At 67.7% G+C, this 13,279-nt stretch carries 11 protein-coding genes and 1 tRNA gene; 4 read left to right on the top strand and 8 right to left on the bottom strand.

Going from position 1 to position 13,279, the window contains the following annotated elements; all coding sequences use genetic code 11:
- The gene (locus ACNQVK_RS37045; RefSeq protein ID WP_418033865.1) at positions 1-750 is read left to right on the top strand and encodes a DUF881 domain-containing protein; all 750 of its coding nucleotides are present in this window, start codon (positions 1-3) and stop codon (positions 748-750) included.
- 17 nt (positions 751-767) lie between these two features.
- A complete protein-coding gene (locus tag ACNQVK_RS37040) occupies positions 768-1,442 on the top strand; it encodes an aminodeoxychorismate/anthranilate synthase component II (RefSeq protein ID WP_044514350.1) in 675 nt (224 codons plus the stop codon).
- Here the strand turns inward: ACNQVK_RS37040 and pknB are convergent.
- The 7 genes from pknB to ACNQVK_RS37005 form a co-directional block, all read right to left on the bottom strand.
- Positions 1,420-3,291, bottom strand: coding sequence for a Stk1 family PASTA domain-containing Ser/Thr kinase (gene pknB / locus ACNQVK_RS37035; protein ID WP_418033863.1), 1,872 nt, complete (start codon positions 3,289-3,291; stop codon positions 1,420-1,422). The genes ACNQVK_RS37040 and pknB overlap by 23 nt on opposite strands.
- A complete protein-coding gene (locus ACNQVK_RS37030) occupies positions 3,288-4,565 on the bottom strand; it encodes a protein kinase domain-containing protein (RefSeq protein ID WP_418033861.1) in 1,278 nt (425 codons plus the stop codon). Before ACNQVK_RS37030 ends, pknB begins: the two co-directional genes overlap by 4 nt.
- Complete coding sequence (gene pbpA / locus ACNQVK_RS37025; protein ID WP_418033859.1) at positions 4,562-6,040, bottom strand: D,D-transpeptidase PbpA; 1,479 nt, start codon at positions 6,038-6,040, stop codon at positions 4,562-4,564. Before pbpA ends, ACNQVK_RS37030 begins: the two co-directional genes overlap by 4 nt.
- Positions 6,037-7,452: an FtsW/RodA/SpoVE family cell cycle protein gene (locus ACNQVK_RS37020; RefSeq protein WP_418033857.1), complete on the bottom strand. Its 1,416-nt coding sequence runs from the start codon at positions 7,450-7,452 to the stop codon at positions 6,037-6,039. The genes pbpA and ACNQVK_RS37020 overlap by 4 nt, the downstream gene beginning before the upstream one ends.
- Positions 7,449-8,972: a PP2C family protein-serine/threonine phosphatase gene (locus ACNQVK_RS37015; RefSeq protein ID WP_418033855.1), complete on the bottom strand. Its 1,524-nt coding sequence runs from the start codon at positions 8,970-8,972 to the stop codon at positions 7,449-7,451. The genes ACNQVK_RS37020 and ACNQVK_RS37015 overlap by 4 nt, the downstream gene beginning before the upstream one ends.
- A gap of 85 nt (positions 8,973-9,057) precedes the next feature.
- Complete coding sequence (locus ACNQVK_RS37010; protein ID WP_418033853.1) at positions 9,058-9,525, bottom strand: FHA domain-containing protein FhaB; 468 nt, start codon at positions 9,523-9,525, stop codon at positions 9,058-9,060.
- 131 nt (positions 9,526-9,656) lie between these two features.
- Entirely contained in the window at positions 9,657-11,099 is a 1,443-nt protein-coding gene (locus ACNQVK_RS37005; protein WP_418033851.1) for an FhaA domain-containing protein, read from the bottom strand.
- A 274-nt stretch (positions 11,100-11,373) separates the two neighbouring features.
- Here ACNQVK_RS37005 and ACNQVK_RS37000 point away from each other — a divergent pair.
- A tRNA-Leu gene (locus ACNQVK_RS37000) sits at positions 11,374-11,456 on the top strand.
- Between the two features lie 151 nt (positions 11,457-11,607).
- A complete protein-coding gene (locus ACNQVK_RS36995) occupies positions 11,608-12,363 on the top strand; it encodes an alpha/beta fold hydrolase (protein ID WP_418033849.1) in 756 nt (251 codons plus the stop codon).
- On the opposite strand, the gene rfbA is transcribed toward ACNQVK_RS36995, so the two are convergent.
- On the bottom strand, positions 12,364-13,230 hold the full coding sequence (gene rfbA / locus ACNQVK_RS36990; protein ID WP_090429387.1) for a glucose-1-phosphate thymidylyltransferase RfbA: 867 nt from the start codon (positions 13,228-13,230) through the stop codon (positions 12,364-12,366).
- Positions 13,231-13,279: the final 49 nt, after the last annotated feature.

Genomic DNA, 13,279 nt, shown 5'->3' with positions numbered 1-13,279 from the left:
ATGGACCAACCGGATCGATCCCCGTGGCGCTTCGGCGTCCCGGTCGTCTGCCTGGCCGCGGGCCTGCTGCTGGCCGCCACCCACGGGGTCTCCGGTGGTGACGAGATCCGCCGCAGCGATGCTCCCCGCCTGGTCGACCTGGTGCGCGAGGCGCAGCAGTCGGTGGACCGGCTGAGTCTCCAGCGCGATTCGCTGGCCACCGAGATCGACAGCCATCACGGTGGATCTCCGGAATCACACGCGGCCCTGGCCGCCATCACCCGGCGATCCGCCGAATTGGCCGTCGATGCGGGCACGGTGCCCATGCGGGGACCCGGACTGGTCGTCACCCTCAACGACGCCCAGCGCGACGCCCAGGGCCGCTTTCCCCGCGACGCCTCCCCCGACGACCTGGTGGTGCACCAACAGGACATCCAGGCCGTCCTGAACGCACTGTGGAGCGCGGGCGCCGAGGGTATCCAGATGCAGGACCAACGCATCATCGCGACATCGGCACCGCGCTGCGTCGGCAACACCCTGCTGCTCAACGGCCGGACCTACAGCCCGCCCTACGTGATCACCGCGATCGGCGATGCCACCGCCATGCAGGCCGCCCTGGCCGCTGCCCCCTACGTCACCCTCTACAAGCAGTACGTGGTGCGCTTTGGGTTGGGTTACACGGAGGAGCCACGCGCCGAGGTCGAGTTGACCGGCCACACCGAGCCGCTGCGGATGCGCTACGCGAAACCCGCGGGCCCTGTCGGCTACTGAGCCGGTAACCTGGGCCGATGCAGGTTCTGGTCGTCGACAACTATGACAGCTTCGTGTTCAACCTGGTCCAGTATCTGGGTCAGCTCGGGGTGGACGCGCAGGTCTGGCGCAACGACGACGAACGCCTGGCCACCGAGGCCGACCTGGCCAAGGTGGCAGCCGAATTCGACGGCGTCCTGCTGAGCCCGGGCCCGGGTACCCCGGAACGGGCCGGAGCAACGATCCCGCTGGTGCGTGCCTGCGCGGCCGCCGGCACTCCCCTACTGGGCGTCTGCCTCGGCCACCAGGCCATCGGGGTGGCTTTCGGCGGCACTGTCGACCGTGCGCCCGAGCTGCTGCACGGTAAGACGAGCGTCGTGCACCACGCCGATGCCGGGGTGCTGAAGGGTCTCCCGGATCCGTTCACCGCGACCCGCTACCACTCGCTGACGATCCTTCCCGAGACCGTCCCCGACGAGCTCGAGGTCATCGGGCAGACCGACGGCGGCGTGATCATGGCGGTAAGGCACCGCGAGTTGCCGATACACGGCGTGCAGTTCCACCCGGAGTCGATCCTCACCGAGGGCGGGCACCGCATGCTGGCCAACTGGCTGGGCGTGTGCGGTGCCGCCCCGGAGGAACGTCTGGTGGCCGCCCTCGAAGCCGAGGTGGCCCGCGCCGTAGCGGCGGCTACGACGCGAAGCTCAGCGTGATCCGCGCGTCGCGGTTGACCCCGGATCCGGCCGGCGGGCTCTGCGTGACCACAGCGTTGGTGCGCTGACCGCTGTCGCGCACGTCCGCCCCCTTGTCGAGGACACCGGTCCAGCCGAGCGCGCTCAGACGCTGGTAGGCATCATCCCAGAACTGCCCGACCAGGTTGGGCATGACGAACTGGTTGCCCCGCGAGACATGGATCTGAATCGGGGTGTCCTTGGGCATCGAGGCGCCCGCGGGTGGCTCGGTGCCGACCACCTGGCCGGCGGGAGCGGTGTTGTCGACATCGATGACCACCGTGCTGGTGAAGCCCGACGCCGTCAGGATCTGCTTGCACACATCGACGCTCTGCCCAGAGCAGTCAGGCACCGTGGTGTTCTCCGGACCGGAGCCCACTACCAGCGTGACCTCATAGATGATGCCCGCGGTCTGGTTCGCCGGCGGATTGGTCGCGAGCACCCGGCCCTTCTGCTCGGGAGTCGACGGGCTCGGCGACTCCTTGACCTTCTCGAACCCGGCATCCTTGAGCTTCTGTCTGGCCTGGGACGGGGTCAGCCCGGCGACATCGGGCACCTGAGCCTGCGTGGGCCCGGTCGACACGTTGACCGTGATCTCGTCACCGGCAGCCGCCATGCTGTTGGCCGCCGGATCGGTGCTGATGACGTGCTCCGGCCGAACCTGGTTGTCCGGCTTGGGTTCGGTGCGGGTCTTGAAGCCTCGGTTCTGCAGCGCGGCAATGGCATCGGCCGACTGCTGGCCGCTCACATCGGGCACCTGCACGTCGCGCGGCTTGCCGTCGAACATGTTGATGGCCACCGTCACCACGACGGTCAGCACTGCCAGGACGGCGACGGCGATCAGCCACCGGGCCACCGAGGCATTGCGGTCCGCCGGACGGGGCACCACCAGGTTCTGCGTGGGCACCCCGCCACCCTGGGTCAGCATCGGCCCGGAGTTCATCATCGAGGTCCGCTCGGATTCGGTGAGCACCTTGGGAGCCTCGGGGGCCTCACCGCTGTGCACCCGGATCAGATCGGTGCGCATCTCGGCCGCGGTCTGGTAGCGGTTGTCGGGGTTCTTGGCCAGAGCCTTCAGCACCACGGCGTCGAGTTCCGGGGAGATCCCAGTGTGCCGTTGCGACGGCGGGATCGGATCCTCGCGGACGTGCTGATAGGCAACCGCGACCGGCGAATCACCGATGAAAGGCGGTTCCCCAGTGAGCATTTCGTAGAGAACGCAACCCAGCGAGTAGACGTCGGAGCGGGCGTCCACGGTCTCACCGCGGGCCTGCTCGGGCGACAGGTACTGAGCGGTGCCGATCACCGCGGCGGTCTGCGTGACGCTGTTGCCGGTATCGGCGAGGGCGCGCGCGATACCGAAGTCCATCACCTTCACAGCGTTGTTCTTGCTGATCATGATGTTGGCCGGCTTGACGTCGCGGTGCACGATGCCGTGCTGATGGCTGAAGTTCAGCGCCTGACAGGCGTCGGCGATGACCTCGATCGCGCGCCGCGGAGCCATGGGCCCGTCGGTGTGGACGATGTCGCGCAGCGTCACACCGTCGACGTACTCCATGACGATGTAGGGCAACGGCCCGTTGGGCGTCTCGGCCTCTCCGGTGTCGTACACCGCCACGATGGCGGGATGGTTCAGCGCGGCCGCGTTCTGCGCTTCCCGGCGGAAACGCAGGTAGAAGCTCGGGTCGCGAGCCAGGTCGGCACGCAGGACCTTGACCGCGACATCGCGGTGCAGCCGGGTGTCGCGTGCGATGTGGACTTCGGACATGCCGCCGAAGCCGAGAATTTCACCGAGTTCGTATCGGTCAGAGAGGTGCTGAGGCGTCGTCATCGCAGTATCTGTTCCGGTGCCTTCGGTACAGCCTGAGCATCAGCCCCGGCCTCCCTGGGCACGATCACGTGGAATGCCAGGTCCGGCAACGCTGCCGGGGTCTGGTAAGGCGTCGTCTGGGTCACCGTGTCGGTGACCGTGGGCGGTGGTGACTGCTGCTGATCCTTGCGATCCTGCGCGTTGAGCACGATCAGGATGGCAATCACGATAGCCAGCGCGCCGAGTACCCCGGCGGCCCACAGTAGCGCCCGCTGACCCGACGAGAACGTGCGGCGCGGAGCGGGTGCCGGCCGGTGGGCGGCCGTGGTCGGCCGGGCCCGGGTGGCGGTCACCGGTGTGCGGCCGGTGAGCTCGGCCGCGGCGCGAGCCTGGGCGGCCGAGGGAACGGCGGCCGGAGCGGCCCGTCCGAGGGTCGGGGCCTGGTTGGGGCGCGGGGGACGGCGGCCGGAGCGCACGGCGGCGACCGCGTCGGCGAACGGCCCGCCGGACTTGTAGCGCATCCCCGGGTTCTTCACCAGGGTGATCTCGATCAGCTCGCGTACGTTGGGCGGCAGATCGGCGGGCAGCGGCGGCGGCGTCTCCTTGATGTGTTTCATCGCCACCGTCAGCGCACCGTCGCCCGTGAACGGGCGCTTACCCGAAACCGATTCGTAGCCAACGACTCCCAGCGCGTAGACGTCGCTGGCCGCGGTGGCGTCGTGGCCGAGGGCCTGCTCGGGCGCGATGTACTGGGCCGTGCCCATCACCATGCCGGTCTGGGTGACCGGGGCGGCGTCGACTGCCTTGGCGATACCGAAGTCGGTCAGTTTCACCTGGCCGGTCGGGGTGATGAGGATGTTGCCCGGCTTGACGTCGCGGTGCACCAGACCCGCGGTGTGGGCCACCTGCAGCGCGCGTCCGGTCTGCTCGAGCATGTCGAGGGCATGCCGGAGCGACAGCCGCCCGGTCCGCTTGAGCACCGAGTTCAACGGCTCACCGTTGACGAGCTCCATCACCAGATATGCGGTGCGGCCCTCGCCGTCGATATCGGTCTCGCCGTAGTCGTACACGCTGGCGATGCCGGGGTGGTTGAGCATGGCCACGGTGCGGGCCTCGGCTCGGAACCGTTCGACGAACTCCGCATCTTCGGAGAACTCGGCCTTCAGCACCTTGACGGCGACGCGACGGCCCAGCCGCGAGTCGACGGCCTCCCAGACCTGACCCATGCCGCCCGTGGCGATCAGTCGTTGCAGCCGGTACCGCCCGGACAGCGTGACTCCAACCCGGGGACTCATGAACCCTCCCGCAGCGCCGCGGCTATCGTGGCGCGTCCGATCGGGGCGGCGAGTGCGCCGCCGGTGGCCGACAACCGGTCCCCGCCGTCCTCGATCAACACCGAGACCGCAACTTTGGGGTCGGAAGCCGGTGCGAATGCGATGTACCAGGCATGCGGCGGAGTGTTACGGGGATCCGTCCCGTGCTCTGCCGTACCGGTCTTCGAAGCGATCTGCACGCCGGCGATGGCTCCCTTCTGCTGAGTCACCTGCTCGGCGGCGACCATCAAGTCCGTAAGTGTAGCTGCGACCTGGGGTGACACTGCCCGGCGCTCTTGGGCAGGTGCGGTGGTGGCGATCGTGGCCAGGTCGGGTCCTTTTAGGCTATCCACAAGATACGGGCGCATCGCGATGCCGTCATTAGCGATGGTCGCGGCCACCTGCGCGTTCTGCAGCGGAGTCAACGCGACATCGCGCTGTCCGATGCTGGACATGCCGAGTGCGGCGCCGTCCGCGATCGGTCCGGTGGTCGATTCGGCCACCTGCAGCGGGATGGTCGGCGGGGGAGAGTCGAGCCCGAAGGCCTGGGCGGTCGTCTTGAGCTTGTCGGCCCCGGTCTTGAGGCCCAGCTCGACGAAGGCGGTGTTGCACGATTTCGCGAACGCCTCGCGCAGCGTGGCAGTGGGACCGGGTCCGCACGACGCCCCACCGAAGTTCTCCAACGTCGCCGTGCTGTCGGGCAGCGGGATCCGCGGCGCGGCGGTGAGCTGGGTGTCGGGGGTGCTGCCGGCCTGCAGGGCGGCAGCCGTGGTGATCACCTTGAACGTCGAGCCGGGCGGGTAGGTCTCCGAGATGGCGCGGTTGAGCAACGGGGACTGTTCGTCGTCGCGCAACTGCTGCCAGGCCTGGCTCTGGGCGTCGAGGTCGTGTGTGGCCAGCTGGTTGGGGTCGTACGACGGAGACGACGCCATGGCCAGGATCTTGCCCGTCGAGGGCTCCAGGGCCACGACAGAGCCCTTGCAGGGGCCGTCGCCGCAGCCGTGCTGCAGTGCGTCCCAGGCGGCCTGCTGCACCTGCGGGTTGATCGTGGTGTCGACGTTGCCGCCGCGCGGGTCGCGGCCGGTGAAGAAATCGGCGAGCCTGCGGCCGAAGAGGCGCTCGTCGGAGCCGTTGAGAATGCTGTCCTCGGCCCGCTCCAGCCCGGTGCTGGAATAGCCCAGCGAATAGAACCCGGTGATCGGGGCGTAGACGTCGGGGTTGGGGTAGGTGCGCAGGAAGCGGAACCGGCCGTCGGTGGCCACCGAGTAGGCCAGCAGCTGGCCGCCTGCGGTGATCTGGCCCCGCTGGCGCGAGTACTCGTCGAGCAGCACCCGCTGGTTGCGCGGGTCGGCGCGCAATCCGTCGGCCGTGAAGACCTGGGTGATGGTGGCATTGGCCAACAGCAGCACGATCAGCACCATGATCGTGACTGCCACCCGGCGCAGGGAGGTGTTCATACCTTCTCGATCACCTCGGTGTTGGCCGCGGCGATCGGGGTGGGGTTCGGCGACGGGGTGGTGGTGATGGGCCGGCGGGCGGCGTGCGAGATGCGCACCAGGATGGCCAGCAGGATGTAGTTGGCCAGCAGTGAGGAGCCGCCGTAGGACATCCACGGGGTGGTCAGGCCGGTCAGCGGGATCAGCTTGGTGACGCCGCCGACGACGATGAACAGCTGGATGGCCAGCGTCGAGGCCAATCCGGCGGCCAGCAGCTTGCCGAAGCTGTCGCGCACCGCGATCGCCGTGCGCATCCCGCGGATGATCAGGATCGTGTAGAGCATGAGAACGCCTGCCAGCCCGACCAATCCGAGCTCCTCGCCGATCGCGGCGATGATGAAATCGGTGGCCGCGGCGGGCACGGTTCCGGGCTGTCCGTTGCCCAGGCCGGTGCCGAAGATGCCGCCGGTGGCGAAGCTGAACAGCGACTGCACCATCTGGTAGCCGGCACCGTCAGGATCGGCGAACGGATCGAGCCAGGTCTCCACCCGCACCTGGACGTGGCCGAAAACCTGGTATGCCACAACGCTTCCCGCCGCGAACAGGGCCAGCCCGATGACCACCCAGCTCAACCGTTCGGTGGCCACGTAGACCAGGACCAGGAACGACGCATACAGCAGAAGTGAAGTGCCCAAATCCTTTTCGAACACCATCACGCCCACCGAGGCGGCCCAGGCCAGCAGCAGGGGAGCCAGGTCGCGGGGCCGCGGCAGGTCGAGTCCGAAGAAGTGTTTCCCCGCACTGGTGAACAGGTCCCGCTTGGCGACCAGCACCGCGGCGAAGAAGATCAACAGCAGGATCTTGGAGAACTCGGCGGGCTGAATCGAGAAGCCGGGGAACTGAATCCAGATCTTGGCGCCGTACTGCTCGGAGTACTTCGTCGGCAGCAACGCCGGAATGACAAGCAGCACAAGGCCGGTCAGCGCGCAGATGTACCCGTACCGGGCGAGCATGCGATGGTCGGTCAGCAGCGCCACCACGACCGCGAACCCGATCACACCCACCAGCGTCCACATCATCTGCTGGTTGGCGGTGCCGCCGAGCCCGTCGGAGGTCATCTCACCCTTGGCCAGGTCCAGCCGGTGGATCATCACCAGGCCCAGCCCGTTGAGCAGTGCCACGACCGGCAGCAGAAGGGGGTCGGCGTAGGGGGCGAACCGGCGCACGGCCAGGTGGGCGGCGCCCATCAGGACGATGAAGGCGATGACGTAGCGGGCCAGATCCCAGCTCAGACCTTGTTCCTGATTCGCCTCGACGATCAGCAGTGCGACCGTGGTGATGAAGGCCGCGAACCCCAGAAGCAGCAGTTCCGCGTTGCGCCGATTGGGTAGCGGCGGCGTGACGGTAACCGGCGACTGGGGTTGAGTCGTCATGACACGGCTCGGCAGTTCTTCCCCGGTTCTTGTGGTGGGGGAGGCAGCGCGGTGACGGTCGGCGACGGCGATGGTGAAGGAGACGGCGGAGCCGAGGTCGGGGCTCCCGGCGCGGGTGCATCAGGCGCGGGTGTCTCGGGGGCGGGCGGCTCCGCGCTGGGCGCGGGGGCCGGCATCGGAGCCGCTGAAGGTGACGGAGACGGCGCCGGGCCGGGTGCCGGCGCGGGCTTCGACGTCGTGGTGGCGGTGCGCGGGGCGCATACCGGCAGGACGGAGCTCCGGGCCAGCTTGGTGATCTGCTCGATGGCATCGTCCTGGGTGCCGCCGATCAGACCGGCCTTCACCGAGGCCCGTTCCGAGGGACGCAAGTCGTCGATCGCCATCAACCGGCACTCGCGCTGGTCCTGAGTGTCGTCGGCGCCGATCAGCGACAGTTCGTTGCGGGCGTTCAGACAGCCCAGGCGATATGGCTCCTGCAGTGAGATACCGAGAAACGAGCCCTGCACCCCACGCATGATCGACACCGTGCCGTCGTGCTCGGCGACGTAATAGTTGTTGCGGATGATCTCCCGGCCGATGGCCAGGCCGCCGACGAGCACCAGTACCAGCAGCACGGCGGCGATCAGGAACCGGCGCCGCGATCGTGGCCTGCGGGCCGGTTCGGCCGGCTGGGGCACCACGCGTTTGGGTTCGTTGCGGCGGGGATTGAACGCCGAGGCCCGTCCGGCAGCCGTGTCCGGCGGCGCGGTCTGATCGTCGTCCCCGGACACCGCGCCGGCCAGGATCGGCTGGGTCTGCCCGTAGTCGTAGTCGACGACGTCGGCGACCACCACGGTCACGTTGTCCGGACCGCCGCCGCGCAGGGCCAGCTCGATCAGCCGGTCGGCGCTCTCGGCGACATCCTCGATCTGCAGGGCCTCGTGGATGGTCTCGTGGCTGACCGGATCGGACAGACCGTCCGAGCACAGCAGGTAGCGATCACCGGCCTTGGCCTCGCGCATGATCAGTGTCGGCTCGACTTCATGCCCGGTCAGCGCCCGCATGATCAGCGACCGCTGGGGATGGCTGTGGGCCTCCTCGGCGGTGATGCGCCCTTCGTCGACCAGCGTCTGGACGAACGTGTCGTCCTTGGTGATCTGGGTCAGCTCACCGTCGCGCAGCAGATAGCCGCGGGAGTCGCCGATGTGGACGAGGCCCAGCCGGTTGCCTGCGAACAGGATCGCGGTGAGCGTCGTGCCCATGCCGTCGAGTTCGGGGTCGGCCTCCACGTGGGCCGCGATCGCGGCATTGCCCTGGCCGACCGCGGTGTTGAGCTTGCTGAGCAGGTCACCGCCGGGCTCGTCGTCGTCGAGATGCGCCAGCGCCGCGATGACGAGCTGTGAGGCCACTTCGCCCGCGGCATGGCCACCCATGCCGTCGGCAAGCGCCAGCAGGCGAGCCCCGGCATACACCGAGTCCTCATTGTTGGCGCGAACCAACCCGCGATCACTGCGCGCGGCGTATCGGAGTACGAGGGTCATAGTGTGTCTCGCGCTCCTCGCGTGCGCGGTATCGATTCTGCTCCTCGCGTGCGCGGTGCCTGATCTGCTCCTCGCGTGCGCGGCGTCACGGACGCAACTCGATTACCGTCTTACCGATTCGAACCGGTGTCCCGATTGAAACCCTTACCGCTGTTGTCACCTTCGCCCTGTCAAGGTATGTGCCGTTGGTCGATCCTAGGTCCTCCACGTACCACTCCGAACCTCGTGGCGAGAGCCGGGCGTGGCGCGTCGAAGCGTAATCATCGGTGAGCACAAGAGTGGAGTCGTCGGCACGGCCGATCAACACCGGCTGAGCACCCAACGTGATGCGGGTACCGGCCAGTGCGCCCTCGGTGACCACCAATTGCCGCGCGACGTGGCGGCGGTCCCGGCTCGGCAGCAGGGAACCGCGGAGAGCCAGCCCCCGGCGCACCATCACCGCGCCCGTGGGCGCATAGATGTCCGTCCGCAGGATGCGCAGCACCGACCAGATGAACAACCACAGCAGCAGGAGGAAACCGACACGTGTCAGCTGCAGCACTAACCCCTGCATCTGACGTCCTCTCCGTATCCGCCCCACTGGTATCGCTCAGCTACCGTCGGCAACGTCACGATACTTGGACGGCGATCGCCGTGAGGGCGAAGCGGGGTGCTTGCCACTCAGGTGTGTCCGGTCTCAGACGCTCAGTGCACGCGCACGATGATCTCGGAATGGCCCAGCCGGATCACGTCACCGTCGGCCAGCTGCCACTCCTGCACCGGGGCGTTGTTCACCGTGGTGCCGTTGGTGGAGTTGAGGTCTGACAGCAACGCGACCTGTCCGTCCCACCGGATTTCCAGGTGCCGGCGTGACACCCCGGTGTCGGGGAGACGGAACTGGGCGTCCTGGCCGCGGCCGATCACGTTGGCGCCTTCGCGCAACTGGTAGGTACGGCCGCTGCCGTCGTCGAGCTGGAGGGTGACCGCAGCGCCGCCGGCGGCATAGTCGCCGCCGCCGTACCCGCCCTGCTGGCCGCCGTATCCGGGCTGGCCCGCCTGCGGTGCGCCGTACTCGCCGCCGTAGCCGGCCTGCTCGCCATAACCGGGCTCGCCGTAGCCGCCCTGTTCGGGATAACCGCCCTGCTGGGGCTCGGCGTAGCCGCGGCCATAGTCCTGCTGCTGGCCGTACTCCTGGCGCCCGTAGGGCTGGCCGCCGCCGGCGTATCCGCCACCCTGCTCGGGGTAGCCACCGCCTTGGCGCGGATCCTGACGTCCGTAGTCGTACTCGCCGCCGCCGTAACCGGGCTGACCGCCCGGCGCGGGCTGGCCGTAGCCGCCGCCCTGCTGGCCGCCGTAGCCGCGGTCATAACCACCGCCCTGCTGACCGCCGTAGCCGGCGGGCGGACGCTGCTGCTCGTAGGACTGCGGGGGGTAGCCGGCCTGGTCGGGGTAGCCGCCTTGATCCGGGTACCCACCCTGGTCCGGGTAGCCGCCCTGATCGGGGTATCCGCCCCGCTCGCCGCCGTAGCCGCCGCGCTGCTGCGGGGGATAGCCGCCGCCCTGCTCCTGGGGCGGGTACCCGCCCTGCTCCGGCGGGTACTGCCCGCCGCGCGGGTCGTCCTGCGGGTGGCCGTAGCGGTCGTCGTAATACTCGTCGCCGGGCCGCCCTTGTCCCTGGCCGCCGCGGTAATTCGGGTTATCGGTCATAGGTGGTTCTCCTGATTCTGCGGTGAACGCATGGTCGCCTTGGGCTCGCGCGGATTCGCCAGCGGTCGAATCGGGGTTAACCGCGCCGTGGGCGCGGAACTGTCCGGTGTGCAGGTTCGGTGATTGCTCGAATCTAACGACCACATCACCATACGTTTGCCACCCCTGATCACGAATGAATCCCCCCAGATGTTTGGCGAATGCGGTCGAGGTCAGGTCGGTATCGGCGCTTACTTTCTGATAGTCAGTGCCACTGAGCGTAATTACGTAGTCGTTCGGTGCCAAAACTTGTCCACCGGCCACCGTACGGGCTCGGGACTCGGCTTCCCGGCACAACGCCGTCTCTACTTCTTGAGGCACTATCGAGCCGCCGAAGACCCGGGCGAACGCATCGCCGACGGTCGACTCGAGTTTGCGTTCGATGCGGTCGACCAGACCCATGTCACCGCCCGCCTTTTCTCGTTGTCGTTCGTCGCCTCGACACGGTCACCCGTGCTACCGCGTGTCGCTCTGGCCACACTGCTCACAAGCATGGTATCGGCCTAGTGCCGTAAAGCGGGACCAACAGAACTCTGAGAATCCGATCGTTGCAGGTCAGTGACCTGATCTAGATGAGCTTAAGGGTTTTCTGACAATCCGGCGGGCGCCTGATCGGCCTGCTGATCGGCCGGTTTGGGAACGGCGCGCTCGCAGTGTTACGCTGCCTCGGTCATTCGGGCGAGTGGCGGAATGGCAGACGCGCTGGCTTCAGGTGCCAGTGTCCTTCGGGACGTGGGGGTTCAAGTCCCCCTTCGCCCACAGAGAGCGGTTCTGATGAACTGCGACGAAGGCCGTGAACTCAACTGAGTTCACGGCCTTTGTATTTGGGGCCGAGCGCCGTGGCACGGGCGATACTCACGTTGTGCATTCGGAACTGCGAGCGGCGGACGGCACTAGGCTGGCTCTGGAAGTGACGGGTGACGGGCCGCCGGTGGTTTTCGTGCACGGGTCCAATGGCGGCCTGGATTCGTGGGCCGCGGTCACTCGGTATCTCGCCGGCTACCGGATCGTGCGGTACGCCCGGCGAAACCACCCACCGAGTGCCATTGGCAACGCACCCAATAGTTTCGGCGTGGAGGCCGCAGATCTGCGGTGCGTGCTGAATTCAGTGGCTGAATCGTTTGGGGCCAGGGCACATATCGTCGGCGGCTCCTACGGAGCGACGGTCGCGCTTTATACGGCCATGGCCGATGCCGATCGAATCGCGTCACTGGCGTTGTTCGAGCCGCCATTGCTGTTGTCGGGCGCGCACCTGTTGCCGGTCCTCGATCGCTTCCGGCAGTTCTGCTCCGAACGCCGATATCCAGAGGCACTCGAGGTCTTCGCCCGCGAGGTCGCATGCGTTCCTGCCGAGGTGATTTCGGCGACGCCCGTCACGCTCCCGAGTGAGGAGGCCGGCCGCACCATCACGGTCTCCGCCGGAGCGGATCTGGAGGCGATGGCCGGTGACGGCCAGGACGTCGACCGGTGGGCGGCGATCACGTTGCCGGTGCTGTTGATGCAGGGCGGTCAGAGTTGGTCACCTCTGCCAGAAGGCATGGACCGCCTGGCGCAGGTGCTCCCACACGCTCAGCGGGTGGTCTGGCCCGACCAGTCACATTTCGCGACAGCCATGGCGCCCGAGCGCGTCGCCGAAGCGCTTCAGGAGTTCTTTGCCACGGTGTGACTACCTGCGCTGCAACAGTTGCAACAGATAGTCGCCGTACCCGGATTTGGGTAGTTCCTTGGCGCGGGCAACCAGCTGATCGTCGTCGATGTAGCCGGCGCGCCATGCGATCTCCTCGGGCACACCGATCTTCAGTCCTTGGCGGCGTTCGATGGTGCGGACGAAGTCACTGGCGTCCAGGAGTGAGTCGAAGGTGCCGGTGTCCAACCAGGCCGTCCCGCGGGCCAGCACCTCGACCGAGAGCCGGCCCTGGTTCAGGTAGATCTGGTTGATCTCGGTGATCTCGTATTCGCCGCGCGCGGATTTCCGGAGTGAGCGCGCTATATCTATGACGTCGTTGTCGTAGAAGTACAGCCCCGGCACGGCGTACTGCGATTTGGGGACGGCCGGTTTCTCCTCGAGGGACAGCGCTGTGCCGTCCGCGCCGAACTCGATGACACCGTAGGCGGCCGGGTTGGCCACCCAGTACGCGAAAATCGCGCCACCGCTGACATTCTGGAACCGGCGCAGGTTCGTGCCCAATCCTGGGCCGTAGAAAACGTTGTCGCCCAGCACAAGTGCCACCGAATCTGTCCCGATGTGCTCGGCGCCGATCACGAACGCCTGGGCCAGGCCTTCGGGCTGGGGCTGGGCGGCATAGCTCAGGTTCACCCCGAAGGCCGAGCCGTCACCCAACAGGCGCTGGAACGCCGGCGCATCGACAGGGGTGGTGATCACCAGGATGTCGCGGATGCCGGCCATGATCAGGGTGGACAGCGGGTAGTAGACGAGCGGCTTGTCGTACACCGGCAGCAGCTGCTTGCTGACGCCCGTGGTGATCGGATGCAGCCGGGTGCCGGACCCACCGGCCAGAAGAATTCCGCGCACGCGTGCCTACACCCCGACGCCGTCTGCCGGCTTGTCCTGGCACAACACG

It is taken from the genome of Mycobacterium sp. 134, from assembly GCF_048282715.1.
GTDB classification, from domain to species: Bacteria; Actinomycetota; Actinomycetes; order Mycobacteriales; family Mycobacteriaceae; genus Mycobacterium; species Mycobacterium septicum.
The sequence above is the reverse complement of the archived record's forward strand: the minus strand, read 5'-3'. Positions and strand labels throughout refer to the sequence as shown.

Excerpts from the sequence above, each read along its gene's own strand:
- ACNQVK_RS37020 (WP_418033857.1), bottom strand. The coding sequence starts at position 7,452 with ATGACGACTCAACCCCAGTCGCCGGTTACCGTCACGCCGCCGCTACCC.
- ACNQVK_RS37010 (WP_418033853.1), bottom strand. The coding sequence starts at position 9,525 with ATGCAGGGGTTAGTGCTGCAGCTGACACGTGTCGGTTTCCTCCTGCTG.
- ACNQVK_RS37005 (WP_418033851.1), bottom strand. The coding sequence starts at position 11,099 with ATGGGTCTGGTCGACCGCATCGAACGCAAACTCGAGTCGACCGTCGGC.
- pknB (WP_418033863.1), bottom strand. The coding sequence starts at position 3,291 with ATGACGACGCCTCAGCACCTCTCTGACCGATACGAACTCGGTGAAATT.
- pbpA (WP_418033859.1), bottom strand. The coding sequence starts at position 6,040 with ATGAACACCTCCCTGCGCCGGGTGGCAGTCACGATCATGGTGCTGATC.
- ACNQVK_RS37015 (WP_418033855.1), bottom strand. The coding sequence starts at position 8,972 with ATGACCCTCGTACTCCGATACGCCGCGCGCAGTGATCGCGGGTTGGTT.
- ACNQVK_RS37030 (WP_418033861.1), bottom strand. The coding sequence starts at position 4,565 with ATGAGTCCCCGGGTTGGAGTCACGCTGTCCGGGCGGTACCGGCTGCAA.
- ACNQVK_RS37040 (WP_044514350.1), top strand. The coding sequence starts at position 768 with ATGCAGGTTCTGGTCGTCGACAACTATGACAGCTTCGTGTTCAACCTG.
- ACNQVK_RS37045 (WP_418033865.1), top strand. The coding sequence starts at position 1 with ATGGACCAACCGGATCGATCCCCGTGGCGCTTCGGCGTCCCGGTCGTC.